36 protein-coding genes are annotated in these 26,827 nt (G+C 60.2%); 14 read left to right on the plus strand and 22 right to left on the minus strand.

Annotated features, from left to right (window positions below):
* Positions 1–252: RNA polymerase sigma factor (locus B9A24_RS17575; RefSeq protein WP_317044259.1), on the minus strand; the 252-nt coding region annotated here is incomplete at its 3' end.
* A 334-nt stretch (positions 253–586) separates the two neighbouring features.
* On the opposite strand from B9A24_RS17575, the gene B9A24_RS17580 reads away from it, so the two are divergent.
* Both B9A24_RS17580 and B9A24_RS17585 read left to right on the plus strand, forming a co-directional pair.
* Positions 587–772, plus strand: coding sequence for a hypothetical protein (locus B9A24_RS17580; protein WP_143435015.1), 186 nt, complete (start codon positions 587–589; stop codon positions 770–772).
* A gap of 6 nt (positions 773–778) precedes the next feature.
* The gene (locus B9A24_RS17585) at positions 779–958 is read left to right on the plus strand and encodes a hypothetical protein (protein ID WP_084447328.1); all 180 of its coding nucleotides are present in this window, start codon (positions 779–781) and stop codon (positions 956–958) included.
* Between the two features lie 363 nt (positions 959–1,321).
* Here the strand turns inward: B9A24_RS17585 and B9A24_RS22800 are convergent, their stop codons facing one another.
* The 3 genes from B9A24_RS22800 to B9A24_RS17595 all read right to left on the minus strand — a co-directional run bounded on the left by B9A24_RS22800 (position 1,322) and on the right by B9A24_RS17595 (position 3,430).
* Complete coding sequence (locus tag B9A24_RS22800) at positions 1,322–1,498, minus strand: hypothetical protein (protein WP_234997468.1); 177 nt, start codon at positions 1,496–1,498, stop codon at positions 1,322–1,324.
* 13 nt (positions 1,499–1,511) lie between these two features.
* Positions 1,512–2,414: a PQQ-dependent sugar dehydrogenase gene (locus tag B9A24_RS17590; protein ID WP_234997470.1), complete on the minus strand. Its 903-nt coding sequence runs from the start codon at positions 2,412–2,414 to the stop codon at positions 1,512–1,514.
* Positions 2,415–2,758: 344 nt separating this feature from the next.
* Entirely contained in the window at positions 2,759–3,430 is a 672-nt protein-coding gene (locus B9A24_RS17595; RefSeq protein WP_084447329.1) for a TonB-dependent receptor, read from the minus strand.
* 446 nt (positions 3,431–3,876) lie between these two features.
* On the opposite strand from B9A24_RS17595, the gene B9A24_RS17600 reads away from it, so the two are divergent.
* Positions 3,877–4,221: a cupin domain-containing protein gene (locus B9A24_RS17600; RefSeq protein ID WP_084447330.1), complete on the plus strand. Its 345-nt coding sequence runs from the start codon at positions 3,877–3,879 to the stop codon at positions 4,219–4,221.
* Between the two features lie 358 nt (positions 4,222–4,579).
* Here B9A24_RS17600 and B9A24_RS17605 read toward each other — a convergent pair whose 3' ends face one another.
* Positions 4,580–5,104: a hypothetical protein gene (locus B9A24_RS17605; RefSeq protein WP_084447331.1), complete on the minus strand. Its 525-nt coding sequence runs from the start codon at positions 5,102–5,104 to the stop codon at positions 4,580–4,582.
* A gap of 183 nt (positions 5,105–5,287) precedes the next feature.
* Positions 5,288–7,168, minus strand: coding sequence for a gamma-glutamyltransferase family protein (locus B9A24_RS17610; RefSeq protein WP_084447332.1), 1,881 nt, complete (start codon positions 7,166–7,168; stop codon positions 5,288–5,290).
* Between the two features lie 145 nt (positions 7,169–7,313).
* On the opposite strand from B9A24_RS17610, the gene B9A24_RS17615 reads away from it, so the two are divergent.
* Complete coding sequence (locus B9A24_RS17615; protein WP_084447333.1) at positions 7,314–7,679, plus strand: hypothetical protein; 366 nt, start codon at positions 7,314–7,316, stop codon at positions 7,677–7,679.
* A gap of 29 nt (positions 7,680–7,708) precedes the next feature.
* Here B9A24_RS17615 and B9A24_RS17620 read toward each other — a convergent pair whose 3' ends face one another.
* Positions 7,709–8,050 carry a Tn3 family transposase gene (locus B9A24_RS17620; protein WP_159452094.1) on the minus strand — a complete coding sequence of 114 codons (342 nt, stop codon included), beginning with the start codon at positions 8,048–8,050 and terminating at the stop codon, positions 7,709–7,711.
* Positions 8,051–8,371: 321 nt separating this feature from the next.
* On the opposite strand from B9A24_RS17620, the gene B9A24_RS17625 reads away from it, so the two are divergent.
* Positions 8,372–8,656: a hypothetical protein gene (locus B9A24_RS17625; RefSeq protein ID WP_084447335.1), complete on the plus strand. Its 285-nt coding sequence runs from the start codon at positions 8,372–8,374 to the stop codon at positions 8,654–8,656.
* 644 nt (positions 8,657–9,300) lie between these two features.
* On the opposite strand, the gene B9A24_RS17630 is transcribed toward B9A24_RS17625, so the two are convergent.
* The 3 genes from B9A24_RS17630 to B9A24_RS17640 form a co-directional block, all read right to left on the minus strand.
* Positions 9,301–9,651, minus strand: a complete 351-nt coding sequence (locus B9A24_RS17630; RefSeq protein WP_084447336.1) for a hypothetical protein — start codon at positions 9,649–9,651, stop codon at positions 9,301–9,303.
* Between the two features lie 400 nt (positions 9,652–10,051).
* The gene (locus B9A24_RS17635) at positions 10,052–10,354 is read right to left on the minus strand and encodes a hypothetical protein (RefSeq protein ID WP_084447337.1); all 303 of its coding nucleotides are present in this window, start codon (positions 10,352–10,354) and stop codon (positions 10,052–10,054) included.
* A 335-nt stretch (positions 10,355–10,689) separates the two neighbouring features.
* Complete coding sequence (locus tag B9A24_RS17640; protein ID WP_143435016.1) at positions 10,690–11,997, minus strand: DUF2268 domain-containing putative Zn-dependent protease; 1,308 nt, start codon at positions 11,995–11,997, stop codon at positions 10,690–10,692.
* 447 nt (positions 11,998–12,444) lie between these two features.
* Here B9A24_RS17640 and B9A24_RS17645 point away from each other — a divergent pair, with 447 nt between their 5' ends.
* Positions 12,445–12,666: an MBL fold metallo-hydrolase gene (locus tag B9A24_RS17645; protein WP_084447339.1), complete on the plus strand. Its 222-nt coding sequence runs from the start codon at positions 12,445–12,447 to the stop codon at positions 12,664–12,666.
* A gap of 31 nt (positions 12,667–12,697) precedes the next feature.
* Complete coding sequence (locus tag B9A24_RS21770) at positions 12,698–13,342, plus strand: DUF6597 domain-containing transcriptional factor (RefSeq protein ID WP_143435017.1); 645 nt, start codon at positions 12,698–12,700, stop codon at positions 13,340–13,342.
* 202 nt (positions 13,343–13,544) lie between these two features.
* On the opposite strand, the gene B9A24_RS17655 is transcribed toward B9A24_RS21770, so the two are convergent.
* The 3 genes from B9A24_RS17655 to B9A24_RS17665 all read right to left on the minus strand — a co-directional run bounded on the left by B9A24_RS17655 (position 13,545) and on the right by B9A24_RS17665 (position 15,111).
* On the minus strand, positions 13,545–14,015 hold the full coding sequence (locus tag B9A24_RS17655; RefSeq protein WP_084447341.1) for a hypothetical protein: 471 nt from the start codon (positions 14,013–14,015) through the stop codon (positions 13,545–13,547).
* A 490-nt stretch (positions 14,016–14,505) separates the two neighbouring features.
* Entirely contained in the window at positions 14,506–14,775 is a 270-nt protein-coding gene (locus B9A24_RS21775; RefSeq protein ID WP_143435018.1) for a hypothetical protein, read from the minus strand.
* A 69-nt stretch (positions 14,776–14,844) separates the two neighbouring features.
* Entirely contained in the window at positions 14,845–15,111 is a 267-nt protein-coding gene (locus B9A24_RS17665) for a hypothetical protein (protein ID WP_084447343.1), read from the minus strand.
* A 152-nt stretch (positions 15,112–15,263) separates the two neighbouring features.
* Between B9A24_RS17665 and B9A24_RS17670 the strand changes: the two genes are divergently transcribed.
* The gene (locus B9A24_RS17670; RefSeq protein ID WP_159452095.1) at positions 15,264–15,566 is read left to right on the plus strand and encodes a type II toxin-antitoxin system HigB family toxin; all 303 of its coding nucleotides are present in this window, start codon (positions 15,264–15,266) and stop codon (positions 15,564–15,566) included.
* 38 nt (positions 15,567–15,604) lie between these two features.
* Complete coding sequence (locus tag B9A24_RS17675) at positions 15,605–15,958, plus strand: helix-turn-helix domain-containing protein (RefSeq protein WP_084447345.1); 354 nt, start codon at positions 15,605–15,607, stop codon at positions 15,956–15,958.
* Positions 15,959–16,115: 157 nt separating this feature from the next.
* Here B9A24_RS17675 and B9A24_RS17680 read toward each other — a convergent pair whose 3' ends face one another.
* Positions 16,116–16,985: an MBL fold metallo-hydrolase gene (locus B9A24_RS17680; protein WP_234997482.1), complete on the minus strand. Its 870-nt coding sequence runs from the start codon at positions 16,983–16,985 to the stop codon at positions 16,116–16,118.
* Positions 16,986–17,103: 118 nt separating this feature from the next.
* Positions 17,104–17,343, minus strand: a complete 240-nt coding sequence (locus B9A24_RS17685; protein WP_084447347.1) for an integrase core domain-containing protein — start codon at positions 17,341–17,343, stop codon at positions 17,104–17,106.
* Between the two features lie 318 nt (positions 17,344–17,661).
* Between B9A24_RS17685 and B9A24_RS22810 the strand changes: the two genes are divergently transcribed.
* Complete coding sequence (locus B9A24_RS22810) at positions 17,662–18,165, plus strand: LexA family protein (RefSeq protein WP_234997475.1); 504 nt, start codon at positions 17,662–17,664, stop codon at positions 18,163–18,165.
* A 12-nt stretch (positions 18,166–18,177) separates the two neighbouring features.
* On the plus strand, positions 18,178–19,467 hold the full coding sequence (locus B9A24_RS17695; RefSeq protein WP_262490609.1) for a Y-family DNA polymerase: 1,290 nt from the start codon (positions 18,178–18,180) through the stop codon (positions 19,465–19,467).
* Positions 19,468–19,489: 22 nt separating this feature from the next.
* Here B9A24_RS17695 and B9A24_RS17700 read toward each other — a convergent pair whose 3' ends face one another.
* From B9A24_RS17700 to B9A24_RS17715, 4 genes are all read right to left on the minus strand, one after another.
* Complete coding sequence (locus B9A24_RS17700) at positions 19,490–19,726, minus strand: GDCCVxC domain-containing (seleno)protein (RefSeq protein WP_084447349.1); 237 nt, start codon at positions 19,724–19,726, stop codon at positions 19,490–19,492.
* A 9-nt stretch (positions 19,727–19,735) separates the two neighbouring features.
* The gene (merTP, locus tag B9A24_RS17705; RefSeq protein WP_084447350.1) at positions 19,736–20,365 is read right to left on the minus strand and encodes a mercuric transport protein MerTP; all 630 of its coding nucleotides are present in this window, start codon (positions 20,363–20,365) and stop codon (positions 19,736–19,738) included.
* Positions 20,362–20,733, minus strand: a complete 372-nt coding sequence (locus tag B9A24_RS17710; protein ID WP_084447351.1) for an ArsR/SmtB family transcription factor — start codon at positions 20,731–20,733, stop codon at positions 20,362–20,364. Before B9A24_RS17710 ends, merTP begins: the two co-directional genes overlap by 4 nt.
* Positions 20,734–21,156: 423 nt before the next feature.
* Positions 21,157–21,585 carry a hypothetical protein gene (locus B9A24_RS17715; RefSeq protein ID WP_084447352.1) on the minus strand — a complete coding sequence of 143 codons (429 nt, stop codon included), beginning with the start codon at positions 21,583–21,585 and terminating at the stop codon, positions 21,157–21,159.
* Between the two features lie 170 nt (positions 21,586–21,755).
* Here B9A24_RS17715 and B9A24_RS21780 point away from each other — a divergent pair, with 170 nt between their 5' ends.
* Positions 21,756–22,592: a transposase gene (locus B9A24_RS21780; RefSeq protein ID WP_159452096.1), complete on the plus strand. Its 837-nt coding sequence runs from the start codon at positions 21,756–21,758 to the stop codon at positions 22,590–22,592.
* Between the two features lie 42 nt (positions 22,593–22,634).
* Positions 22,635–22,892: a transposase gene (locus B9A24_RS21785; RefSeq protein WP_143435021.1), complete on the plus strand. Its 258-nt coding sequence runs from the start codon at positions 22,635–22,637 to the stop codon at positions 22,890–22,892.
* Between the two features lie 803 nt (positions 22,893–23,695).
* Here the strand turns inward: B9A24_RS21785 and B9A24_RS17730 are convergent.
* Both B9A24_RS17730 and B9A24_RS17735 read right to left on the minus strand, forming a co-directional pair.
* Positions 23,696–24,238, minus strand: a complete 543-nt coding sequence (locus tag B9A24_RS17730; RefSeq protein WP_084447354.1) for a GNAT family N-acetyltransferase — start codon at positions 24,236–24,238, stop codon at positions 23,696–23,698.
* On the minus strand, positions 24,229–25,179 hold the full coding sequence (locus B9A24_RS17735) for an IS481 family transposase (protein WP_084447355.1): 951 nt from the start codon (positions 25,177–25,179) through the stop codon (positions 24,229–24,231). The genes B9A24_RS17730 and B9A24_RS17735 overlap by 10 nt, the downstream gene beginning before the upstream one ends.
* Before the next feature lie 186 nt (positions 25,180–25,365).
* Here B9A24_RS17735 and B9A24_RS17740 point away from each other — a divergent pair, with 186 nt between their 5' ends.
* Positions 25,366–25,833 (plus strand): DUF1810 domain-containing protein, encoded by a 468-nt coding sequence (locus tag B9A24_RS17740; RefSeq protein WP_234997481.1) that lies wholly within the window; start codon positions 25,366–25,368, stop codon positions 25,831–25,833.
* 22 nt (positions 25,834–25,855) lie between these two features.
* Here B9A24_RS17740 and B9A24_RS17745 read toward each other — a convergent pair whose 3' ends face one another.
* Positions 25,856–26,557: a recombinase family protein gene (locus B9A24_RS17745; protein WP_084447356.1), complete on the minus strand. Its 702-nt coding sequence runs from the start codon at positions 26,555–26,557 to the stop codon at positions 25,856–25,858.
* Between the last annotated feature and the right edge of the window lie 270 nt (positions 26,558–26,827).

Genomic DNA, 26,827 nt, shown 5'->3' on the forward strand with positions numbered 1-26,827 from the left:
CCGGCCGCGGGCCGGGTCGTAGCGGTCGATGTGCAGCCAGATGCGCAGCAGGCCTTCCTGCAGAATATCCTGGGCCAGCGCCTCGTCGCGCACCAGGCGCCGGATGGCGTGCCGCAAGTTGGGGGCGTAGCGCTGGTAGAGCTGGCCGAGGGCGTGCTCGTCGCGGGCCAGCAGGCGCTGCACTAGCAACGCCTCGTCCGGGTCGGGGTGGGGGCAGGCCGGAGGGGTGGACGGCAGGGGGCGGGAAGACAACGTGGGAGCAGGAGGGAGTGGACTGGGAGTAGCCTGGGAGTGGACTGGCTACTGCAATTACCTGACCGAGAAGCTAGGCCGGAGCGTCCGCCTACGCCCGCCCGGCTGGTCCGTTCCGGGCTGGGGACGAAGATGGCCTAGGGGGGGGATGAATGGTGGGCCCCCGTGCGACCAGGGCCCGCCGCGCAGGAGACCATCCGGGGCGGACCGCTGCCACAACTGCGGCATCCGCGCCGCGTAGCTGCGCGAGCAGGGTAAGGGCGTGCCGTCGGGCAACGTTCACCCGTACTCGCCGGGGGTCCCGGGGGGCAGTGGCACGCGTACCAGGCGCCCTGTGGGGGCGGAAACCCTGTCGGCCACGGGCGCCGTGGGCGTCAGCACGCCCCTGAGCGGCTACAGTACCAACCTGATTTACGCCATCGACAACCAGTCCTTCCACCTGAACCCCTCGCTGCTGCTCCAGTACCAACTGGCCAACGGGTTGTTTGACAACGGCCAGGGCGGCTACAGCTTTCACTAGCACTAGGTGCCCGACGCGGCGCTGCTCGCGGCCAAGGTGGGCTACGCCGGTGCGCGCTTTTACGCTGACGCTTCGCTGACCAACCAAATTTCCACCAGTGGCATCGACATCGGTGGGCCCGGCTTCGCGCCGGCGCGCTTTCCCGAAACCCGGGTGAACACTACCAACCTGAGCGTTTCGGTGTAGGTGCCCGTGGCCGGGCCCGCAGGCGTCTCGCTGGGCGGGGGCACCCAGCTCGACGGCCGCAACGCCGGCGCCCTAAGCTGGTACAGCGCCGGGCTGGTGGTTAAAATTTAGGCCTTTTCGGAAACCCCATTACCCAGGGCCTGCCCCTACGAGGAGCGCCCTTGGGCTTTCCGGCACCGCGCGGGCCAGCAGGCATGGCGCCGCGGCGGTTCTGCGGCAGGAGGCAGGCAGTCAGCGGGTCCACCCGAAGGACTGGGGGTACCCTCACTAGCGCTCTGGCTTATTTGCTGGCTTTGCCCCGCGGTCCCGGCGCGGCTGCCGTGTAGGCTACCCGGTACACCACGCCATTCGTGTCATCTGAGACTAGCAAGGAGCCATCAGTGTGTTGGGCAATGCCACACACACTGATGGCTCCTTGTTGTTGTTCAGCAGCCAGCCCGTCACAAAGTCCTCGAATTTCTCGGGCTGCCCCTGCTCGTTAAAGTGCACGCGCACGATTTTGTAGCCGCTGGGCTCCGCGCGGTTCCAAGAACCGTGCATGGTCACAAAAGCATCATGTTGGTACTCCTTCGGAAATTGCCCCCCGGTGTTGAACACCAGGCCCATGGGGGCCGAGTGGGCGGTATACAGCAGCTTCGGTTTCTCGGTTTTGGCCGCGTACTGCTCGAACGTCAGCCCCTTCCTTTATCGCATTCAACTCCTCGCGCTGCTCTTCGTCGCCGAGCCAGTCGATGCCGTGGTCCATCCCGTAGAGCACTTTGGTCGTGGGGTGCCAGGCGAAGCCGATAGTATTACGCAGGCCCTTGGCTACCACGCGCCGCCCCGACCCGTCGGGCTTGATTTCCAGCAGGGTAGCATTTTCCTTGTTGGGCTCCTTGCAGGAGTTACACGTACTGCCAACCGAGAGGTAGAGCTTGCCATCGGGGCCAAAGTTAAGCGTGCGGTTGGGGTGCTGGCCGGCGTCGGGCAGGTCTTTGTAGAGGGTTTTTAGCTCGCCCAGGGTCCCGTCGGTCCGCACGTCGGCCGCGTACACTTCGCGTACTGCGGCGAGGTAGAGCATCCCATTTCGGAGGGCCATACCGTGCAGGTCGGGGCGCTGGGCTACCTGCTTGACGAGGTCCGCTTTGCCATCTTTGTTGGTGTCGCGCAGCAGTGTGATGGTGCCTTTGTTGCGGTTGCTCACGTACACGTCGCCGTTGGGGGCCACGACCAGCATCCGGGGCCGGCCGAGCTGGTCGGCAAACTTGGTGACAGTAAAACCTGCCGGTGCTTTCAGCTGGGCTACGCGAGCGTCCGTGGCTTCCACCTGCGTGGGCTTAAAAAGGTTGCCTTGGTAAGAGGCTGCCACGCCTTTCTGGTCATTCTGGGCTAGGACGCTGAGCGCGGTAAGCAAGGCGGCAGCCGTAAGCGTGTAGGTACGTATGAGCATCAGCGGAATGGATGAGGTGGGGTTCACTTGTACGAGAAGCAGAAGCGTGGGTTAGGGCGGCCCGTACCTGGCGCGTGAACCAGTACATAGCTGCTGACTAGGGCAGTAAGCTCCCAACTCTACCCAGCGTAACGAACACTACTTAGGTAGTCACTGCCCTGATCTGCTAGCGGGCTGTATAGGACGAGGCTAGCGTGCGTGGTACCTGCGAAAGTTGCTTGCGCCAGGCGCTGCGAAAACCCGGTGGCTCGGCCAAAATCCGCGCACCCTGCCAGGTGGCGGCAATTATCAGCCCCGCCGCCACCAAGATAATATCCTTGATATTGTACTGCGCCGCTAGCGAAGGCGCATGATAAGGTCCCGGAAAAAGTTCAGTGGGGAAAAGAACTAAGGGCGAGAAAGCTAGAGGCCGGCCCTTTCACAATCTCGATGCGCTCGACCAGGCTATTGGGAATGCCCGTCAGGCCGTACACCGTGCTCAGACTACTCACGATGGGCATCCCGTCGAGCAAGATCATCGTGTAGGGTCCTTCCAGGCCATTGATGTGAATGTCGCCGGTGTTGCAGACGTTACAGTTAAGCTGGGGCCTTACCCCGTTCACGGTTTGCAGGGCCTCGAACACGGAAGGGGTCGGGTTTTTCTTGAAATACGTCGGGTTATACACCTCCACCGGCACCGCCGATTCCAGGCGGGCAACGGGGTGCAGGGTGCCCGATACCACAACTTCCCCCAGCTCCTGGCCGCCGGTGAACGTGAGCGTGATGGTCTGGGTTTGACCGGCTACGGCCGTCAGCTCCCGCTGCGCCGGCTGGTAGCCTACGGCCGACGCCACGATCTTTACCGGCCCGGCTGGCAGCCCCGGCAAGGTGAACGTACCGGCTTCGCTGGCTGAGGTGCCCAGCGGGGTACCTGGCACCGCTACACTAGCGAAAGGCACGCCTTTACCGTCCCGGTCACGGACGGTGCCGCGCACGGTCGCCGTCTGGGCCGTAGTACTAAGGGGAAGCAGACTCAGGAACAGAAAGTAGAGGAGTTTTTTCATAGGGCAGGAGCTAGCGAGCAAGCGGATGGTGGGTCAGCCGGCGCAAGGCTACCGGGTTGTCCGATAGTTGCCCTACCGGACTTGGGTGATGCAGGCGTAGCTACCGGATAGGGGTAGCCAAAGCGAACGCGCTTATACACCCAATACTTCTCAAATGTAAATAAAATTTAGATTAGTCTAAACTTTATTTACGCACTACCTAAAAATGCCTATCGTATTCCTCCTCCCGGCGGTTGGGGCCTGCCGGCAGTTGAATGATTTTTAATAAGGCTGCGGCTAGATCGGCTAACGCCCGCTCCCCCCCGTGACACGCACGCCAATCCCGCCCTAGCGACGGAGGGAGGTAGCCTACCTGTTACTTTCAGTACCGTCACCCCTCCTTGGGCCCGCCCTTCTTGTACTGCTTGACCAATAATTCGGCTTACTTTCGCACTCCTCCACTTAAAATGAATTATATGGCTCCCGTGACGTGTATCGATGGCGCAGTAGAGAACTGGGAACGCTTTAGTGAAGGGGTGGAAAAGCTGGTCTTACGGGCCGAGGGGGGCGAATCGCGGGTGCTCTTGCGCATCGCCGCCGGCAGCGGCTACCCCGTCCATGCGCATGCCGTCCCAGATGAGGTGTTTGTGGTGGACGGGACGTACGTGGACCCGGGGGTAGAACAAGGGCGCGCGTTTGGACCCGGCTCTTTTCTGTATTATCCGGCCGGCACGGAGCACCAGGCCACCAGCCCCAGCGGCTGCACCATCCTAGTCTGGAGCACCAAGGTGCCCGTAAAAGAGGCGGGGTAGCGGGAAGGGTTCGTGTGCCGCCTGCTTTTCTATCCGCTTGCCCTTAGGCTGAATTCAGTGATGGATGCCCGCCCTGCCGATTTGGGTACGGCTTCGGCGTGCAGCGGATTCTGCCGTACTGGCTCAAGCGTAGGCTCGGCCTATTTATGGCCTTGGTTAAAAGTTTGGTCCAAAAGTCGCATTTGACGAGCATGGGCTACGCGGGCCCTTGGCGCACGTCAAACAGCTGGGCCAGCAGCGGGGACGCTGTCAGCTGCTGGTCGGGCTGGTGAAGCCCCGCGGGCTGGGGTTGCGAGTCGAGTAAGCCCAACCAATTCAGCCCTCGCTCAAACGTGCGGACCCCGTAGCAATGGGCCAATTATTCCAAGGGCGTGCGATACGCCGCGTCGGTGAAATTCGCCAGCACGAACGGAAACGCCCGCTGGTAGTGCACGGCGTAAAAGCGCACGGGATGGGACTGTTGGCCAAAGCGGGCCAGTAGGTACACTGAATACGCCCAGCCGGTCTGCCCCACCATCGGGCAGGGGTAGCCGTCGTGCGAGGCCCAGGTGAAGCGGCTGGTAAAGGTGTGCAACACGAGCGACCAGAGGGCCGGGCGTTGGGCCGGGTCGAGCAGCTGGCTGCCTTTTTTGGTCAGCAGCAAATGGCCCCGCGCCAAGCGGGCCAAGCCCGCCAGCCGGGTGGTCTGGTGCAGGGTGGTCAGGGCCAGCGAATCGATTTCTCGGCTCAGGGTGAACAGGCCCGTTTCCAGCCCTTCTTCCCGGATGAATCCGTGGGCGTAGAGTTCCCGCAGGTACTTGCGCGGCGCGAGCAGGGCGTCGTGCTGGGCAAGCCCAAGGGCGTGGTGCAGCAGTCCATGTACGACGCCGACCGCGCAACGCACTCTGCACCTGCATGCGCTGGGCGTGCCGCTCACCGCCCTCGTCGACGTGCACCTGCAGTACGGCATACCTCTCCCTGAAAAACTACCTGGCCAAACGACAGCGGCAGCCGGCCCGCAACGCTTCCACGTAACCAGCCGGGTCGGAGGTTTTACCCTATTTGTTTGACAACACCCATCTTTCTTCTACCAGCCAATGCCGTAATCTTCGCCGTGGTTGCTGGAGCCGCCCCAGAGGCTGCCGTGTTTCCAGTCAAAGTAAATGGCATTAATGGGCCCGCTGGTGCGGTCTTCAAAGCGTAAGATGTAGCCCAACTTTTTAAGTTCTTCCCGCACCGGCTCCGGCGTATTTTTGTTGAGCAAAATCTGGCCGGGTTTGGGTTTACGGTCGTCGGTTTTAGAGCCGCCCAGCGAGAGCCATAACTGGTTGGTGTTAAAGTTGGCAGCCTCCGAGGCTTGCTGTACGCTCATGCCGAACTCCACGACGTTCAGGAAAAACTGCAGCAGGTTCTGGTCTTGGGTGTCGCCGCCCTGCACGGCAAAAGAAAGAAAGGGCTTGCCGTCTTTGATGGCCATAGAGGGCGTTAAGGTGACGCGGGGCCGTTTGCCGGGGGCCACCACGTTAAACGGGTTCAGGGCGGGGTCCAGCACAAAGCTTTGCATGCGCTGACTCATGCCCACCCCGGTAGTGCCCGCAACGCAGGCCGGCAGCCAACCGCCGCTGGGCGTAATAGACACGACCCAGCCTTCTTGGTCCGCGGCTTCCATGGTGGTGGTGCCCCGCCACAGGCGCTCCTGGTACTCGGCCGGAGAAGAGTGGTTGCCCAGGTCGTGGGTGGGGGCGAAGTTGCGTTTGGTGGTATCCATTTCGTAGCCTCTGGCTTTGAGCAGTTGCCGGTACGGGTTTTTCTTGCCTTCAAACGGGTAGGGGTCGCCGGGGCCAATGCGGGGGTCGTTTTTCTGGTATTGGATAAGGCCGGCCCGCTGCTTGGCGTAGGCCTTGCTGAGTAAGCCTTTGATGGGTTCCTCCGGGGCGGCATGGGAATCGCCGTAGTAAAAGTCGCGGTCGGCAAACGAGAGGTTCATGGCCTGGTACACCGTATGAATGTACTTGGAGCTGTTATAGCCCATGGCCTTCAGGTCAAAGTTTTCCAGAATGTTGAGCCCCTGCAGCAGGACGGGTCCCTGGGTCCACTGCTGCAGTTTGTACACGTCAATGCCTTTGTAGTTGACCATCAGCGGCTCCTCTTCCAACGGTTTCCAGCGGGCCAGGTCCTGCAGGGTAATCAGGCCGCCCTGTTCTGTCGAACCGCGTACAAATTCCTGGGCAATGTCGCCGGTATAAAAGCGGTCGTAGGCGGCCATAATGGCCTGTTTCCGGCTTTTGCCTTTCTGAAGGGCCGCTTTTTCCGCGTCGACCAGCTTGGTCAGCGTTTGCAACAGGTCTTTCTGCACAAATATTTCGCCGGCCTCGGGCGCTTCCCGCGTCTGGCCGGGGTGCGTCAGAAACAGTTTTTTGCTGTACGGCCATCGTTTTAGCAGCTCTTTGTTTTTCTCCATGCTGTTGGCCGTCTGGGCTTCGATGGGGTAACCGGCGGCCATTTCCAGGGCCGGGGCCAGCACCTGCTCCAAGCTCAGGGTGCCGTAGTTGGCCAGCATGTGCATCAGTCCGCCAGGGGTACCGGGCGTGGTGGCGGCCAACGGGCCGTTTTCCGGAGGAAAATGGTACCCTTTGCTTGTAAAGAAATCAGCCGTAGCCCCGGTAGGCGCCACGCCCATGGCATTGATGGCAATTACCTTTTTGGTTTTAGGGTTATAGATAAGCGCCTGCGTTTCACCACCCCAACTCAACACATCCCACATGGTGCAGGTAGCGGCCAGCATGGCGCAGGCCGCGTCTACCGCGTTACCGCCTTTTTGAAACGTCATGGCACCGGCCGTCGCCGCCAAGGGTTTACCCGTGATCGCCATCCAGTGCTGGCCGTGCAAGGGGGGTTTTTGGGTCTGTTGGGCTCTACCGGGTAACGAAAAGGCACATAGAGCCAGAAGTGCAGATAGCTGTTTCATAAAATCAATGGTTGTGCAGGTAAATGTAATCGAAAGAGGGTAGCACAAGAGGTGGAACCGAAAGGTTCGGTAGGAAAAATTTGCGCCGGCGGGCGTCTCACACTACGGACCCTTCATGATGCCAAGATGATCATCGCGCCTGGGCTTGGGGCCGCGCCCGTGGGCCAGCAGGGGCCTACGGGCGCGGATCCGCCGGAAACAGCAGCTGAAGCGAGGAGCCCAACCCTTCGATGGAGTTGACCTCGATGCGGATGCCGGGCAGGTCGGCGATGGTGCGGGCAAGGCTCAGGCCCAGCCCGTAGCTGTCCTGGTCGGCCGCCTCGCCCTTGTCGGGGTTCTTCTTCCAAAAGGGCGGATTTACACATTAAGCCATCGGCTCACTGGTATGCTGGAGCGGGCGGCGGTGCAATGGGTCGAGCTGCGCCGGATTGGCGAAAGAGTATTTGCCGAGCCGGTTGATGCGCTCGTAGCGGCTCGGCGAGAGGCATTCAAAGTGGGCTTAGTTGACTGAGTAGCCTTAGCCTTTAGCTGCTGCAACACCTATTGCATATACACGGTGTTCCACAGCAGTACGCAGTTAGTGAGCAGCGTCAGGCACCGGGCCGCTTCGGTTTGAGCTTCCTGCTGCTTACGGCGGATGACGCCTTCGCTACCAAACCAGAGCCAGGCGCGCAGCGCGTGCAGCTCTTCGCCTTTGTTGAGTTGGGCGTGGATGCGCTGGCGCAAGGGCTGGCTTTGCAGGTAGCACGGGATGAAGCGGGTTTTGATGAACTGGCCGTCGGCCCGCAAGACGTATGTCAAGTGATTTTGCCGGGGATGCGCCTGCAGCTTGCTAATGAACAGCGAGGACGTCACCCGGCCGGATTGGATGGAGCCGGCCAACCGCAGCAGTTCGTCCAGTGCCGATGGATGTAGTTGGGATTGAGCATGCCGGTAAACTTGAGCTTGGGATAAACCCAGTCCTGGCCCCGCATTTTATAGAGCTTCTAGTCGGAGAGGTCGCGCATGCGGGTACAAAAAACAGGCCCAGCAAATCAAACAACACGAAAGCGATATCCCCTTAGCCCGCCGTATCGGTGGTGTGCTCAGCAATGGTTAAGTCAGTTTCGTTGTCGGCGATTTCATCGAGCACCACGGTCGCATCGCGCAACATGGACGCACGACTTTACTGCCGTACTGCGCATACTGGCCTTGGTTAAAAGTTTGGTCCAAAAGTTAATCGGCGGCTTTGCCAGCCGTCGGTTTGCGGTGCGCGTGGATGACCACGTAACGGTGGTCCGGGCCTTTGGGCTGGAGCCCCAGCTCGACGTGGCCTCCACCAACGCCAACATTCCCTTTGCCAACGGCATTCCGGCCGTCACCATCAGCCGGGGTGGCACGGGCGGGGGCGCCCACTCGCTGGATGAATGGTGGCTCAACGAAAACGAGCACCTGGCCATTCAGCAGGCCCTGCTGCTGGTGCTGGCCGAGGCCGGGCTGGCGCCTTAGCTTGGGCGAGTTGAACTGCTGCCCGCAGGGCCCGATACCCCCAATACTCGGGTCGGTGCAGCCGGGCGGTCAACGCTACCAGCTCCGTGAGCTCGGCCTCATTATTTCTCACTAAATCGGTAAGGTGCATGAGGGTGCGCAGGCGGGCCGTGTCGGTGTGCTGCCTGGTCATCACCGCTTGCAGCGAGTCGGGAAGGGCATCCCAATAGCGGTAGCTCGCCGACGACTGGGCCGCGGCCCCGCCCGCCAAGCCCCACAGGACCATGTGCACCCCTACCGCCCGCAGCCGGCCCTGCCCACCCGGCGCCCACCGAGCCCAGACAGTAGAAAAAACAGTATAAAAGCGGCGCAGCAGCGGGTGCGCAGACCTAGAAGAGAGTTTTATTCCGGAATTACGGCATTGCCAGCAAATATTGAGCAACCAATCAAAAATTTTTAGGAGGCCAACGTCCAGACAAGCTAAGCCCGCCAAATTATCTGCGGTGCCACTTAGCCCCGGCGTTCACCTAAACGGTCAATTGAACCTCAAACGCACCACCTCACCATTTCGCACCTCACCGCTTGCCAGCACGGCAAGAGCTACGCAACCTGCTTGAGCCAAGCTACCGCCTGTTCTTCGGTTTCGAAGCGGCGGAAGTGCATGGTCAAGGTGTTGGCTTGGTGCACCACCTGGCCCATGGCGAGACGGGCAAAGACATTTTCGGCCATGACGACGGCGCCGTATAAGCCCCCGGGTGCTGCGCCGAGGTATTGCGCCAATGGCCCACTATCCAATCGACTTCCTCCAAGGTAAAGGGCGCAAGCAGTCTTTGGTCGGCGAGGAAGCGGTGCCAGCGCTTGAATTCTAACAGGGTGCGCACGTGGGTGAGCAACGCCTGCAGCTCGGAAATCTTGCGCTTGCCAGGCTTGAACCGAAAATCGGCGTAGCCATCGGGGTGCTCGTAGAGGCTGCCAACGGCGTTTTCGAAGTAGAGCCTAGGCGAAGCTGCGGGCATGGAAAATAAGAAAAAAAGGTGCCCTGGGCAAAGACGAGTGAGGAGTTGCCGGGCCTAATATAGGGCGTTTCTGCCCTTTGCAAGGCTTTATTCGCAAACCCTGCGCACAGGAAGGAGTGTTCTTGCGTTGCGGGGCTGGTACTCGTCGGGGTCGGCGGCGATGAAGGCGTTCAGCGCCAGGGCGGCCGCATCGAGGTGACCAGCGTGGCGGGCCACGGCACCACCTTTCTGCTGTACCTGTGAGGTGCGAGGGCGGCTGGTCCTACTCCTAGACGGAAGACACAGCGGCCGCCCGCCCGTCCTGTTTACGGCACAAGTACAGGCAAGCAGCACCGCACCGAGAGCGGCTACAGGGACCAACTGCGTTCACGAAAACGGTAGCAAGAAGAAGCGGCTTTATCTACTTTAGGTTTAATAGCTTTCTGCCCATGTAGGTTGTCGCAATCCCACCACCCAAAACGGCAACCGGGAGCAGGGCCAAGTACCCCACGACCGCAGCGGTGGACTGAAGCATGCCGCTTTCGTCCGCAACGATTCTCGTATAAACGACCGAAAGCACCATTACGTAACAGCAGGAGCCTGCGACGAACAGGTCCATATTTGGAAGGGTGGCCTTCCACCTCGGGTGCAAAGCAAATACCACGGCACCGGCCAACGCGCTGACCATTAGCCCCGCGATAAAACCAATGAGGGGCAGCAGCATGTTGCTTTTAATGATTCAGGTGGGCAATGACAGCGAAGTTGTGGCCCAATAGCTGAAGGGTTGTGCGCATGTGGTAGTGGCCCCACGGCCCGTTAAAGCGACGATGGGGTGGCCACCCGGCGCAAACCAACGCTAGGCGTAACGAGAAGCCGTTCATCCATGCCGCTGTTCACGAAAACGGTCCGAAAAGCAAATAGAGGGACTTTCCAGAAGCGCCCGGCACGGGAAACAGTTCTGTTTGCTAATCCCATGGACGCATCTGATTTAGCATATACGCAATTCATCCAACAAGAAGCGCGGCCGAAAAGCAGGCGTGTCTAATCACCGCAAGTGGCCTATTTCGCTCCGGTGGTGAAATCGATCAGGAAAGGCTGCAAAGACCGGCCATCCCAACTCCGGAACCCTTCGCCCACCAGCAGCTGGTACTGCCGGTTCGGTTGTAGCTCCACTTGAAAAGCCGCGGAAGTGCAATCCTCCGAAAAGCCGACGAACTTCTTAACGCGCATCAGATGGGCCGCCCCCAATGGCCCCAGCTCGAAGTTGTGGTACTGCGGGTCCATCGGGCTAGAAAAGGTCAGGGTAACGGTCGACAGCCCTGGCGTGGCGAACTGCGCCGCGTTTTCCGCGCGGGCAACCCGCAGGACGCGGGGCCGCCTTGCCTGAAAATCGTTTTTGAGTTGAGCGGTCGACCGCGGGAAGTACCCGGCTTGGTCCACCCAGGCGCACAACGCCGCCTCGTTGTTGTAGTCCAGCTCGATCATGGTTTTGATCGCCCGTTTTTTGTCGGCCGCCCTCCGGTAATACCCTTCGCAAAGGGCGTAGCCGACGTAGTAGCCCAGGTCGCGGACATCGAATTCGTTTTTCTCGTTGCTGTACAGCCAAAACTCGGTGAACGGGTTAAAGAGGTGGGCCGCAAACCGCTGTTGAATGCCGGCGGCGTGTGCGGGGCCGTAAGCAATGGCCGGCAAGGTTGACCGTTGGCCCGTGGCGGTGACTGCCAAAAACTCGGCCATGCCCTCTAGTACACTCTGCGCTAATAAGGCATTGCCGAGGGTGGTTTTTTGCTGGGTATGGATGTACTCGTGGATAACGGTGAACAGAACTACATCGTCCGTTTTGGTTTTAAAACTTTCCTTCAAATGCGCGAGTTCAGGGCCAAATTCAGCGGTTGTCGTGGTGTGATTGGCCAGAGCGAGTTCGCTGCCCATCAGTACCATGTCGCCCATGCTGGTGCCGCCGGTACGTAGCGCCCCAACCGTAAAATAGGTCGTGGCCGGCTTCAAATCGGGATAGAGCTGCTGTAACTTCTTAACTTTTGCGTCGGCTTTTCGCGCTAAGGTTGCGGCCCGGCGGGTGTTTTTCCGAACCGACTGCCAGAACAGCGGATAATGGATGATGGCCTGAATGTAAGATCGGGCCGTGTAATTCCAGGCCTGCATGAGGGATTTTAAGCCCGGGGAGCCTCGTTGAATAAAGAGGGTGTTAAGGTAAGTATACTGCTGCGCGCTGTCTTTGGTCGTGACAATCTTGTCATAGGCGTGCCAGAAGTTGTCAACGTCGTACGTAACGAATCGCTCCTTGCCCTGGCCCATTGTTTTGGCAGACACGAGTAAGAGAACGAAGACGAATCTGATAGTTTTCATAACTGGCTTTTGTCGTGATCGGGCTGGCAAATAAAGAAAGGCGATGGCCGTTCAGCAGAGCCGAAGCAGCACCGCACGAGTTGGCTGCTTGTTTAGCAAAACTGTAGCAATGATATTTCCACCTCTTTGGTTGAACCAGGGTTTGTTGTAGCAGTCAGCGTCCCCTTTGAGCCGGTTATCTACGAACCGAGCGAGAAAAGCTAACAAACGTGCTAATTCGCTAGCCTACGCCATTTCTGAGTGGCTCGCAGGGTTCTGCCACAGCCACGACCCCTCGACTGAACCCGATATGTTTTGGATGCGTAACTATCCTGAGGGCCAACAGGCAAGCTTGCGGTCCGCGGTAAATACGATACCTTCATCAGTCGCCGGTGCCTCCTACAGGGGGCAACTGGTGCGCCGAAGCAGGGTGGGGCACCTGCCGCTTGCTTGCTCCCCCTAGCCGCGATGACGCACTTCCTTCCCCGCCCAACCGCAGTCGCCTGGGCCCTGCTGACCTGGTTCGCAGCCCCGGCCCAAACGCTCCAGGTGACCTGGCTGGGCACTGGGGCGCCCATTCCCCGCTTCGACCGTTTCGGGCCGAGCGTCTTAGCGCAGGCGGGGCCGGCCACCCTGCTCTTTGGTTGCGGGCGGGGCGCCGCCCACGTAACGGTTACGCATGTGCACTAGCTAGGCGCACGTTTAATCACCCAAGCAAGCCATGATTTATCAATACATTGCACCAAGCCCAGCCTTACGGGAATTTGTGAGGGATTATTTGGTTGCTCATTTTGTATTCGATAAAAAGCAGGACATTCCTGTCAAGTCTTATTCCCCCAAGCCGGAGCAGACGATCACCTTTCTGCCAAAAGGCAACTTGACGGTCAGCAATACACTGACTGGTGAAACACGCGTTGCGCCAGTCATTTCCACCTGCGGAAAACAGACGTCGAGATATAACTTTTATCTGAGCTCGGAATACCTGATGTTGCGGGTACACTTTCACCCGGGCGCTCTTTTTCGGTTGCTGCGGGTTCCTCTTTCTGAGTTTACTGATTGCTGGTTTGACGCCGCTTCTGTGATTGGCAACGAAACAAAGGAAGTCAATGAACGGCTTGCCCATTGCCTCGGCTATGCGCAAATGATTGCTGTTGTGGAGGATTTCCTGCTCAACCAGATTAAAAAAGTAAAGGCAGACACGCACCCTCTTGATAAGGTTGCCTCCTGCCTTTTTGCAAATCCATCCCGGTTTTCTTTGAATTGGCTGGCGAAGCAATCCTGTTTGTGTCCACGGCAGTTTGATCGCAAGTTCACTGAAAGAATGGGGGCTGGACCGAAGCTGTACAGCCGTGTTGTGCGTTTTTAGAAAGCCTACTAATACAAAGAAACCCATCCTCAGGACGATTGGCTGACCGTTGCATTACTGTTTGGTTACGCTGATTATCAGCATATGGTGAAAGATTTCAAGCAGTTTGCACAGGTTACTCCTACCCTGTGGATTAATCAGGATAACTAATCCCCGGGGAGAATTTTGCAGCTCGAATAAAAGTGGTCTGTTTCCAGCTCGTTCACGGATTTTGGAACGCAGCGGCATTGCTGTTGCAACCGCCCGAGCCCGCCACCGCTTTATCCCGTATTCCTGTCCTTTCTTTTCCCTTCGTGTTTAGCTCCCGGGGAGAAGAGGCCCCACCACCTTCATGCCGTGGTGGTCCACCTTTGCCCATTTTGGCGTGTTCGAAAACGAAAAGAGACCCATCTGTGTCCTTACCGGATACCTTGATTTGAAGCGGGATAGCGCCCCAGATCATTAGCTCCTGCTGAAAGCGGTTTTTCCCGTTGGGCACATACACCACCTTCTCGGCCCTTGCTCCGTTATGCGATGCCGACACGGGCGCCGCTGAATGGGGAAAGATTCCGTTTGCGCATCCGGCCAATCCACCGGTTGCTGCTACTGCCGCGCTACAGCCGGCAAGTTTTACAAATTGTTTCCGGTTCATGGCGTTCACTTTTGGTTTGTTGTAGCCTGTGGCAGCTACCATGACAAACCTACTTTTTTGTTTGCAGAGGTTAGTGGTATAAAAAAGACATTTTACCGCAGTTTGAAATGCGCAGTACTGCTTTCCTCACGCTTGCCCTTATGGGGTGCTCTACTTGGCTGATGGGGTGCTCCACCACGACGAACAACCCCCAGGGCAACTTTGGGCAACCCCCGCAACTGCATCTTACACACCCGCTCAACGTTCCGTCCAGCCAGGCCTTGCTGCACCAATTCGCGGCCGCTCATGCCCGGGCGGACAGCCTGGTGCGGTTGGCGATACCCGACACGAGTGCCTGGAAATCTTTACCGACCAGCTATGGGTTTTCGTAGCCGTACTGGGTGGCCAGCGCCACGGACACCTTGCCCGGCCCGGCGTTGCAATACGAGTTTTATTACGGGTTATTGCACCAGGGGGACACCATTGAGTCCGCAGTGGTCAGCTTTGGCCCCGACCGACAGGTCTACCCGAGCAAACTAGCAGAATTAGTTGCTTACAGCGGTTTATTACGGGAGACTTGGAAATAGGCCTGAAGCAAGCGGTCGGCATTGCGCTGGGCTCCGGCGTGAAGCAGCCAGGCGCAGCGGTGGGCTTCAATGCGAGCGGCTTTATGCCCGACACCTTGACCAGCATGCAACAGGTGAGCACTTGTTGAAAAGCCATTACCGCCAATCCAAAGACCTGCTACTGGTTGGTCGAAAATGACTGCAACGGATGTGTTAGGCTTAAAGTCAACGCCTCCAACGGCAAGATGTTCGGCCAAGGCAAAGTCGTATTTGTGTACTGATGCCCTTGAGGTGGTTTGAGTTCAGCAAAACGGTCCCAAGCGCGCTTACTTACCGGGGTCTGGGCCAGAGGCCGTGATCTCTTCGAGAGGAATGCCGTACGCCTCGGCGGCTTCGTCCGGGGTGAGCAGGCCCAGGGCCACACTGGAACGAGCCGTGGCCACCCGGTGGCGCCGTTCGGTTTCTTCGTCCACCGTAAACTCGCCATGCATGGCCTCGGTCAATTCGTCTGGGATAAGCCCGCGCTTCCGCTGTTTCATCCCCCGAAGGTACGAGGTGCTACCCTGGCTCAGCGAAATGATCCAAATAGCCAAACGGGCGTTCAGGAAAACGGTGATTTAAGCAGCCACCTTCTTTCGGATAGGGTCCGATAAGGGCCCGCTATCGCACCCTACCAGCAGCCAGACGGGTATTTTCTACGCAATATGGAATTTAATTCTGGATTGCGTATGTTTGCCGCATGGCCATGATTGTCCTTGAGGAGAAGACCATCACGAGCTACGGCCGCAAGAACGCCCAGGCGCGGGAAGCCTTAAAGGTGTGGTTTGCCCAAGTGCAGCTCTGTACCTGGTCGAGCCACAACGAGCTGCTGGCCGACTTCGCCACGGCGGACTACATCGGCCAGGGACGCTACGTGTTCGACAGCAAGGGCCACCACTACCGGCTGGTGGCCCAAGTGTTGTTTTCGCTGCGCACCGTCGATATCCGGCGCATCATGACCCACGCCGATTACAGCAAGCTGAACAAAAAGCAGTTACAAGACCTCTGAGGTCCCTTTTTCCTGTTGCCTCTAACCCCGACCCCGCGATGACCCTGACCACCGAAGCCGAGCACAAAGCCGCCGTGAAGGAATTCCGGACGCTGGCCACCGACGAAGAAGCCAACCACGCCCGCCTGCTGGTGCTGCGCGACGCCATCCACGCCTTTGAGGAGGCGAACGGCCACAACCCCGGGCCCCCGACCACCGTGGCCGGCCGGCTGCAGGTGGAGATGTTCCGACGCCGCTTGAAGCAAAAGCAGCTCGCGCAGCTGCTGGAGGTGGGCGAGTCGCGCCTGAGCGAGGTGCTGCGTGGCCGGCGCCCGGCCAACGGCGACTTCTTGCGCCGCATGTATAAAAAGCTAGGCATCCCGGCCGAAGAAGTCTTGGAACTAACGGATTAGCATCCTCATTGCGCGGCAAAATAAGGGGTGGGGTGGTCTACTAGAAACGGACAGGTGACCGCTTTTTTTTCGAAGAAGTTTAAAGAGGTAGGTTCGGAAAGAGGCACCTGTGGGGCTCCCGTTAGGTCCTCCAACTGTCCGCTTCCGCGCGTCCACCTCACTTCGGGTCGATGATGAAGGCATCGTCCACCTGCCGGGTAGGCTGATCGCCTAAGGCGTGCAAGTGCCGGTTGAGTCTTTGCAAATCCGCCACGTGCAGCGGCAGCGGGTGCTCGTCGGGCTGAAAGGTGGTGCCGGTGGGATAGTCGACGCCGGGCGTACGGCTCATCTCAATGTGGTTGCCCACGACATAGGCCACTTTGTGGTGGGCGGCAAAGGTCACCAGCCGCTGGATGCTGGCCCGAAAAGCCGGCCAGTCCTGCACGTACAGCCGGCCCGGGTACACGGTGTCACCGGTAAAAAGCAGGCGCGTGGCCGCGTCGTACACGGCAATGGAAGCGGCCTGATGGCCTGGAATGGGAATTATCTCCAGGGGCCGGCGACCCAACTCAAAAATCGCAGATTGCACGGGCCACGCTTCTAGCCCGAAAAAGTGCTGCACGTCGGGGGCCTCCAGGCCCACCAGGTGCACGTTTGGCCGGCCCCGAAACTGCTCATCGGCGGCCCGGTGATCGCCGTGGTTGTGGGTGTGCGCCACGACCAACTCCAGCTTGCGGCCGTGGGCTGCTTCCCAGCCCTGGAGCAGGTGCCGAACCGTGCGGTACAGCGGAAAGGTGCTGGAATCAGGGGTGGCCCCCGTGTCCAGCAGCAACGCTTTTTGCTCGCCCACCAGCAGAAACAGGAAGGGCGCCTCGTAGTTCAGGCATTTGTTTTGCCGCAAGATCCAGGTTCGATCATTGTAGCGGATAACCTGAATCGCGGGGTCGGCGTTGCCGGCGCAGGTGGCCGCGCCGTGCAGCCACGCCACGCGCTCCAACTCGACGGCTGGCCGATTTCTGGTGGTCGTGCAGGCCCCGAGCGCGAGCACCAAAAAAGTTAGTCTGGGAAGTGATTTGCTGGGATTACGGTGGTTGCTTGCCATAAATTTGACGGCCTTTGTTTGGAACCACTGGGTGCAAAGGCCCAGGGGCGGGGCAAGGGTGAAGTTAACGGGATTTTTCTGAGGTGGTCGGGTGCAAACGGACACCGAGCGAAGGCAGGGTAAAAAGATACGGGCGTTCGACTTCGAGCGGGGTGCAGTAGCCTAGGGCGGAATGCAGCCGTTGCGTCTTGTAGCGCTGGTCCAGGTACTCGGCCACTGCCAACGCCAGCCACTGCTGCAGTTGCGTTGCTTCCTGGCAGCGGCAGAGGAAGTGCTCAGCGCACTCCCGGCGGGCGGTCGCCATGGCGGGGTGCTGCAAAATGCAGCGCAGCTCCGCGCGCAGGGCATCTAGTTCAATGCGGGTCGCAAGCGAACGAACAGGAAGGCAGCGGGAGGGGGGCAGGATCGCTCAACAAGCCGGAATCTCCGGGCGAAAGGATAGGTTTTATAAGCTAAGGTTCAGTTCTTGGGGTGCGCCTGGCTGCGGCAGGCGCCGGTGGGGGTTGCGGCTGGTGCGCAGCCCGCCGTCCCGCAGGGGCTCGAGCCAGTCTCGATAGGCCGTCGTCAATCGGTCGGCCACGATGGCCAGCCGCGGGGGGTCGCCCGGGCGTTGCACCCAGAGGTGCGCACTGCCGCAGCCGACCTCGTAGCCGGCGCTCAGCAGCCTCTTTACCGCCCCCGCCAGCCCGCGCAAATCAGCTGGGTGGGTGTGGGCCAGCACGTGCCGGCGGACGGCCTCGAGCCCGCGTTTTTCGGCCGCGTTGGCGGGCTTCTGCTCCATGGCCAGGTAGGCCTGCTGCTGCGCCACCCCGACGCCACGTACCTGATGCGGGTGAGCGGGGAGAGCATGAAAAACGCGGAGATTCACGAAGGCGACCTGCTGGCCGTCGACAAGCAGTTGGAGGCTGACCACAACCACATCGTGGTGGCCGTGGTCGAAGGTGAGTGCACGGTCAAGCGCCTGGTCTGCGAGCACGGCACCTGGTGGCTCAAGCCCGAAAACCCCGATTATAAGCCCTGGGAAATCCACGACGCCGGCGCGGTGCGCATCTGGGGCGTGGTCACCCACGTGCTCCATGAGCTGATTCCCGACAAGCTTGCAGCCCTGCTGCGCACCCGCGACTAGCTTATATACGCCCTGGTCGACTGCAACAACTTCTACGTGTCCTGCGAGCGGGTTTTCCAGCCCCGGCTCGAAGGCCGGCCCGTCGTTATTTTGAGCAACAATGACGGCTGCCTGATATCCCGCAGTGCTGAGGCCAAGGCCCTGGGCCTGCAGATGGGCTACCCGTACTTTCAGGTGAAGCTCCTGCTGGAACAGCATAAGGTGGCCGTTTTCTCCAGCAACTACGCCCTGTACGGCGACATGTCGCGGCGCGTGATGTGGTATCTGAGCCAGGTAGCGCCGGCGGTGGAAATCTACTCCGTCGACGAGGCTTTCCTGGACCTGCACGGCCTGGAGCGCTTCCTGGTCGATAGCCTCGACACGTTTGCCCGCACCGTGCGCGCCAACGTGCTGGCCCGCACCGGCATTCCCACCTGCGTGGGCGTGGCCCCGACCAAAACCCTGGCCAAGCTGGCTAACCGCCTGGCCAAGAAAAGCCCGGAGATGGGCGGCGTGTGCTACCTCGACACCGAGGAGTGCCGCCGCTGGGCCCTGGAGCAGGTGGCGGTGGAAGACGTCTGGGGCATCGGGCGGCAATATGTCCAGAAGCTCTACGCCGCCGGCATCACCACCGCGGCGGGCCTGGCCGCTTGTTCGGAAGCCTTCGCCCGCAAGCACCTGGGCAGGGTAGTCGGCGCCCGCTTGGTACGCGAGCTGCAGGGTTTCCCCTGTCAGGGCCTGGCCCCCAGCGAGGACGGGACGCTGTCGCGGCGCAGCTTGTGCTGCTCCCGCACCTTTGGCAAGCCCCTGACCGAGTTCCCGGACATCGTAGGGGCGGTGAGTGCCTTCACTTCGCGGGTAGCCGAGAAGCTGCGCCGGCAGGGCGACGCGGCCCACCTGATGACGGTCTTTCTGAGCAAGAGCCGCTACGGCCTGGAGCCCCCGCCGTATTCCTGTTCGGCCGTGCTCACGCTGCCAGTCGCTACCAATAACACCATGGAGCTGGTTCGGTTTGCCCGCGCCGCCCTCAAGCGCCTGTGGCAACCAGGCCACCGCTACACCAAAGCGGGGGTGATATTCGACGGGCTGGAGCCGGCCGGTCAGACCCAGCTTACCCTGTTCGAGGCCGGCCCCGTGTCGGAGAAACGGAATAAGCTAATGGCCGAGCTGGATGCCTTGAACCATCGGTTTGGAAAAGGCACGGTTAAATTGGCGTCCCTTATACTGCCGTCGGGTCAGCTGCAGGCACCCTGGGAAGGCCAGGCACAGTGGCGCACTCCGCAGTACACTACCCGATTGGAAGATTTGCTGATGGTTGGCTGAGTTGCTCTCGGCAGCGCTCCTACTAGCAGCACCCGCAGGCCCCTTTGCGCTGCTCCTGAATGGGCGGGCAGGGTACGCTGCCATAGGAGCAGTACACGCAGCAGTCGCCGGCCAGCGGCTTGAGCACAGTGTGGCAACTGGGGCACTCGTAGAAGTACTGGCAAGCATCCGTCGGCATCTGCTCCGCGTGCTGGGTGTGACACACGGGGCAGGTGAGGACCGAAGTCAGGACAGGGATATTTACTGGAGAAGGGTTCATCACAACGAGTTAGTGGGCGTTCAAAACCTGGTAGCCCGTTTTAGCAATGGCCTGTTCCACCTGCTGCGATGAGGCCCGGGAAGCATCGTAGCTGACCTGGGCTGTGCCCTGGGCATAGGAGACCTCCACCTGGGCGATACCCGGCACCTGCTGCACCTCGCGCACCACGTGCTGCTCACAGGCCTCGCAGGTCATGCCGCCGATGCGGTACATGCGGGTCTGCCACACCGGGGCCGTGGGGCGGGCAGAAGCGGAAGATATGCCCGGCTGAGCAAATGGCGGTGTGGAAGGATAGAGCAGAGTGTCGTAGTATGGCAAAGCCAGCAGCAGCGCGGCCAGCCCGGTTACGGCTCCCAGAAAACCCGTGGTCTGCAACAGCGGCTTCTTCTTTGGCACCGCGCAGCAGTCGGCGGTGGGGCTAGGCCGCAGCTGGCGGTACCAGGCGAACCCGAGCACGGCCACCGTCAGGGCTACCAGGTAGGGCCGGAAGGGCGCCAGCCAGGAAAAAGCGCTGGCAGCCCCACCCAGGCCGCCAACCAAGGCCAGTAGCGGCGTGATGCAGCACAGCGAGGCCGCCAGAGCGGCCAGCAGGCCGGCGCCAAACCAGGACTTGGAACCAGAGGAAGGAGTACTGTTCATTGGATGGGAGTGGTCAGGGTGGGCAGTAACCGGCTCAGCAAGGGCTGCAGCACTGCCATTTGGTCGGCGTGGAGGCGGTAAAACACGGTCTGCCCAACTTTCCGGGCTTGCACCACGCCACCATCTTTGAGCTTGCGCAGGTGCTGCGACACGGCGGAAATGTTCATGCCCAGCACATCGGCTAGGTCGCACACGCAGAGCTGCTCCTGGGCCAGCAAAAGCAAGATGCGCAGGCGCACTTCGTTCCCCGCCAAGCTCAGCACCGCCGCCATTTGGTCCAGTTTTGGTTGGGCAGTAGCCAAGTGTTGCTGGCTGCGCTGCAGTTGAGCCGCGTCGGCATACACCCGGATGCAAGTAGGGTCAGTCATAATAATTGTTTCCGCAAAGTTAGCACTTGCTTAAATAAGCAAGTGCTAAAATATCACTCACACACTCAAATTTCCTTAGGCATCCGCGGGCCAGCTGGTGCACCTCCACCTGGCGCCCATTTAGTAACCGGCCAGGATAGTAGCCGTCTTAAAGCGTATTTCCACATTGCGGGAGCAGTAAGAAGCCGGCAGACGGCTCAGGTCCGGAACCAGGGCTACCTTCTGCGCAAGGACGTGGCGGCCAGTACCCGCGAAATCCTAACCACGCTAACCCAATTGGCTGTTTGCATGAGCTCCATCGAGCAATAGCAATTGCTGGCCTTGCTCCTACGCCCGGCCTGGTCGGCATCCGAAAGTAGTTGAACATAAAAGAGCCGCCCTAACCAAATAGGGGCGGCTCTTACATAGGTGGCAACGGCCCCTTTACCGCTCTACTTCTGCGCTACGAGCGGGTCCTTCGAATTGCTGCTGGCCACGGGTCAAGTCGTGGCGCTCAGCCCGGTGGCTGTCGTTTTCCACCACTTGGCTGCCCGGCTGCGCGGCCACCGCATTGAGGGCTAGGCTCACCTGGGTCAGCTCCGGCTGGTCCGTGCGGTACGAAACTTTGACTTCCGAATGGCGGATGCCCTGCTCGTCGGTAGTGCTCTGCAGCTCGCCGGCCTTGGCACCGCTGGCCACCAGCGCTTCTTTCACGGCTTCGGCCTGCCCACGGGTGCCTTCCTCAGGGGCTACCTCGTCCACACGGATGAGTACCTGCCGCTCCACGCCGGAAATGTCGGCGGGCCACGAAGCCGTGGTGGCTGTTGCAGAACCCACTGGCTGTTTGAGGAGGTAACGCGTAGAGTGGTGCATGCAGGGTAAGAAGCAGTTCACCGAGTAAGAAGTCACCCACTTTCGGCTCTCCGAGCGGGTACCACCACACAATTTTTATCGCCGCTTGGCGGAGCTCGTCGACTGGCGCTTTCTCTACGAAGAGACCAAAGCGCTCTACAGCCACACGGGGCAGCCCTCTCTCGACCCCCGTGGTGTTCTTTAAGCTCCTACTGGTGGGGCGGCTGGAGAACTTGGTCAGTGACCGGCGCCTCGTCGAGCACTGTGCCTTGCGGCTAGACATTCTCTACTTCCTGGGCTACGAGGTGGATGAAGAATTGCCCTGGCACTCGACCCTGAGTCGTACCCGGCAGCTGTATCCGGCCGCCGTCTTCGAGCACCTATTCGACCACGTCTTTGCCCAATGCGTGGCCCAGGGTTTGGTGGCCGGCGACACGCAAGCCGTGGACTCGGCCCCGGTCAAAGCCAATGCATCCCTGCACCGCCTCTGCGAAAAACAGCCTCTAAAGGCGTTGGTACCACGCATGCAGCTAGCGGGGGAGCCGGATCGGGAGACCACGTCCCAGCCCACAGCAGCCCTGTTGTCTACGCCTGCACACGTGTTGCGCCGGGTAGCGAACCGGCAAGCCCAGCACCAGTTGGGGCACCTGGGCGCCCGGCGCCCCAAAGCGCGCTTAGTGAGCAACAAAACGCATTACAGTCCGGCCGATCCCGAGGCCCGCATTTCTATCAAGCCCGGTAAAGCCCGCGCCCTGAATTACCTCTGTAGCTTAGCGGTGGACACGGCCCACGGCGTTATCAGCCACGTGCAAGCGGACTTAGCCGATAGTCGCGACAGTGTCCACTTACCTGGCCTGGTCACGCAACTCCATCAGCGCTTGCTCGCCCAGGGCTTGCCCCTGCAGGATCTAGTGGCCGACACCAATTACTCCAACGGGGTGAACTACGCGCTGCTCGAACAAGGGGGCATCACGCCCTGGATTCCGGTATTCGGGCAGTATAAGCCTAAGATTGAAGGCTTTGCCTAGGACGCCCAAGCGGATTGCTTTACTTGTCCGGCGGGCAAAGAGTTGCCTTTCAAAAGCTATGACAAGAATCTGGACGGTGGGCTCTTAAAGGTTTATCGCGCTGCTAACCGCGATTGTCGGCTCTGTGCCCGCAAACCGTCCTGTGCGCCGAAGAGCCAGAAGCGGCAGATCACGCACACGGCCTATGATCCCTGCTACCGCCGGGCTTTACATCGTCAGCAGAGCCAGCAGGGGCAACGCATGCAGCTCCTGCGCCAGAGCACCGTGGAACCCGTGTTTGGAAGTTTGCTCCAACACTAGGGGCTGCGGCGAGTGAATACGCGTAGCCGTGCCAGTGCGCATAAAACGATGCTGCTCGCCGCCATCGTCTACAATCTGAAAAAGCTACTGAAGCATCAGCCTAAACAGCTCCTAGGCCTAGCGGTAGCCCTGCTCAAGCCATCGTCACCGCTTCCAATCTGCCTTTTCCAGCGGTGGACAAGGGGCGCCCGGCTGACAAGCGGGCCCAGTAGTCACTGATGCAACTAGCAGCCGAGAGTTCTGCAACAGCCACTAGGCAAGCCAGCCCGATAGTCTTGTCCGTCTATGTAAAAGGACCGTGGCTGTTGCAGAACCCTGCAGGGCAGCTCCCCAAGGGTGATGACCACCGCAGGGACTTCAAAAAAGCCGCTATATCGCCGATTGGCTTGTCATACTTGGTCCAGAAAGACCATTAGGATGAGTTCTGCAACAGCCATGACCGTTTTCTTAGACACTGTGGTACCGAAAACCCACCCATTAACGGCCTCGGTTAAAAGGTGGATCCACCAGTTAAACGGGCCGGGCCCCGGGCCCCTGCACGAAGAGGAAGAGTCCACCCGGTCGCCCGCCCTAGCTCGGTGCCGCCGCTGGTCGTACGATTCGGCCTACGCCACCTGCTGGTTGGTAACGTCCAGGGCACGGGCCACCGCGCTCCCGGGGCGGAACACGGGGGAATCGGGGCCGGCACCGCCACCACTACGGTTGGGGCAAACCTTCCGGGAGCGCACTTACCTTGTGGACCAACCTTTTAACTAAGGCCAACGTCGCCGCCGACTAGAGCGGGTTGAGGATGGTCTAAGGACTTAGCGGGGCCGTTCTAGCAAGACAATCGGTCCCTCTTGATAGGTGGTACGGGCAAATTCCTGGAAACCAAACTTACCCGCCAGGCGCAGGGAGGCCACGTTGTCGGGGTCGATGAGGCAGGTGATGCGCTCAGCGCGCAGGTGCGCATCGGCCCAGTCCAGCGCGGCTTGCAGCGCCTGGCTGGCATAGCCGCGCCCGTGCACGCGGGGTGTCAGCACCCAGCCCGCCTCGGGGGTACCGCTAAGGGAGGGGGTCAGGTCGCGCTGGAAGTCAAAGAAACCCACGGAACCGAGGTAATGGCCAGTAGCCTTTTCTTCGATGGCCCACGAGCCATAGCCCAGCATGGCCCAGTGGCCGAGTTGGCTCAATAAACGGCGCCAGACGTCTTCGTGGGAGAAGGACTTGTTGCCTAGAAAGCGGTAGAAGACGGGGTCCGTGTGCATGGCCGCGGCCGCGAGCAGGTCGCTCGGGTGGGGGCCGCGCAGTAGTAGATCGGGCGTTTCGAGCAGGGGTACGAGGGGAGTCGGGGTGGCTAGCTGTATAGTCCCAGCGTGAGGTGGGTCGGGTCTTGATTGAAGTTAACAGGATTTTTCTGCCACTGGGCACACACGAATTCGTGCGGTGTTAGCCCGCGCAAGGTTTTCAGACGCTTGGCGTGGTTGTAGGCCAGTAGAAAGGCTTGTAGGTGCTCGTTGAGTTCGGCGGTGGTCTGGTAATGGTAGCGTTGCACGGTAGCCTCTTTAATGGTGCGGTTCATGCGCTCGACCTGGCCGTTGGTCCAGGGATGGGCCGGCTTGGTCAGGCGGTGCTCCACCCCGTATTCGCGGCAGATGCGGTCAAAGCTGTGGCCACCGGGGAAGGACTGATGGGCTTGTAGGGTGAACTGAACGCCGTTGTCGGTCAGCACGGTGTGTACGCGGTAGGGCAGCTTCTCCAGCACGCGGCGCAGGAATTCGGCCGCCACCACGCGCTTGGCGCGCGGATGCAGCTCGGCAAAGGCTACTTTGCTGGTGCGGTCAATAGCCACAAACAGGTACTGACGGCCTTCTTCGGTCTGGACTTCGGCGAAATCGACGTGCAGGTAGCCGATGGGATAGTCCTTGAATTTCTTTTTCGGCGGGCTTTGCCCTTCCTCGCTCAGCGGCAGCCGGCTGATGCCGTGCCGTTGAAAACAGCGGAGCAGGGCCGAACGCGAGAGCTGCGGAATCGTAGCCTGCAGTGCGTAGAGGCAGTCGTCCAGCGGCAAGAGGGTGTGTCGCCGAAACGCGACGGCAATCGCTTCTTGCTCGGCCGAAAGCACCGTCGAGACCGGTACTGGCCCCATCGTGGCATCCTGCACCGTGTCGCGTTTGCGCCACTTGGCTACGGTTTTGGGGTTGATGCCGTGGCGGGCAGCTAGCGTTTGTAGGCTTTCCTGACTACGCTGGATAGCGCGCCGTATTGCCGCCGTTGTGCGGGCGCTGCCGTGGAGTACTTGTCCCATAGATCTGTGCGAAATTCCTGCCCGGAAAATACACCATCACTCCCTGGGACTATACAGCTAGCAGGCGGAAGGGCGGTTTCATGACGACAAGATACTTGGTTGAACAACCCCCTATCTTGCCGTCATGAGAAAGGTGCCCCGGCGCTGCGCGCGGTAACCGGTGCTCTCTGTGCCTTCCACCGCCGAATGCCCCTTATCTACGATCCACGCCCCTACCTGATGAGCCCAGCAAACAGCTTACATCGATTCCTGGACGCGCAAGCCAGCGCGTATCCCAAGGCCTTGGCGGAACTGCAGCGGGGCCGCAAGCAAAGCCACTGGATGTGGTTTATCTTTCCCCAGCTTCAGGGCTTGGGGCGCAGTGCCACGGCCCAGTACTATGCCCTGCGTGATGCCGAGGAAGCATGGGCCTATGCACAGCATCCCCAGTTAGGAAGCCGGCTGCAGCTGCTCTGCACCACCTTGCTGGCCCTGCCTAGTGCTGATGCCACGCGCATTTTGGGCAGTCCGGACGAGCTAAAGCTGCGCTCTTGCATGACCCTCTTTGACGCCGTGTGTCCGGCTCAACCCGTCTTCCAACAAGTCTTAGACAAGTTCTTTCAAGGCCAGCCCGATGCGCAGACCTTGCGCCTGCTGTACCCCGAACGAAAGTAGGTAGGTGCCCCAACCAGTAGGGTTACTGCCCCCCAGGGCTCGCTGCGCTCGTTGTTGCCGGTGTGGGCAGGAGTCGGAGCACGGTGGTGGCCTGAAAGGTTTTCCCCCGCCGGGTCCGATAGCCGGCCTGGTTGAGCTCGTCGGCTACCTGCTGCAGGGTATGGCCCTGGGCCCGCAGCAGCCCGGCCAGGCGGGCGGCCTGCCGGTTGGCCTGGTGCTCACGGGCGTTGCGCTGCATCGTGGCCTGGCCCTGGGCAATGACGGCGGGGGTAAAGTTCTGGGGGGAGCCTAGTTTCGCCCCGCGCGCCTTCTTCGCTTGCAAGGCGTCCTTGGTCCGTTTGGAGATGGTCTCCCGTTCGTGCTGGGCGATGACAGCGAACAAACCCACGGTCAAGGTATTGGCGTCGGGCATGTCGCAGCAGACGAACTCCACCCCACTATCGCGCAGGGCGAAGATGAAGCCCGCATTGCGCGAGAGCCGGTCGAGCTTGGCGATAAGCAGCGTGGCCCCCACTCGCCGGGCCTCGGCGATGGCCGCCAGCAGCTGGGGCCGCTGGTTTTGCTTGCCGCTCTCCACTTCCACGAATTCGGTGAGCAGTTGGGCTGGGTCTTGGACAAAGGCGCGCACGGCGGCTTGCTGGGCCTCGAGGCCTAAGCCCGAGATACCTTGCTTCTGGGTGGAGACTCTATAATACGGCGTATAGTACTTCAAGACGGGCGCCATCAAAGGGTATCGGATACCAAACCGGGGGCAAGGTACCGATTTTACATCTTGTAAACGAACGAGCGTTTATAACTTGTAAATTGACCAGCTACCGGCTAACAACCTTCGTCCTAAACATGAAACTTTACCCTGTTCATGCGCGCAGTGTCTAGCAAGCGGGGTCTACAACTAGTTTGACGTGCTCAGCTTAGCTCCGGGATACCGACTGGGAAGAGTATGTGCCTGACCCGACCTTTGGGCCGCCGGAACCCAATGCCTACCCTAGGAGCT

This window comes from Hymenobacter roseosalivarius DSM 11622 (assembly GCF_900176135.1).
Taxonomy (GTDB): Bacteria; Bacteroidota; Bacteroidia; order Cytophagales; family Hymenobacteraceae; genus Hymenobacter; species Hymenobacter roseosalivarius.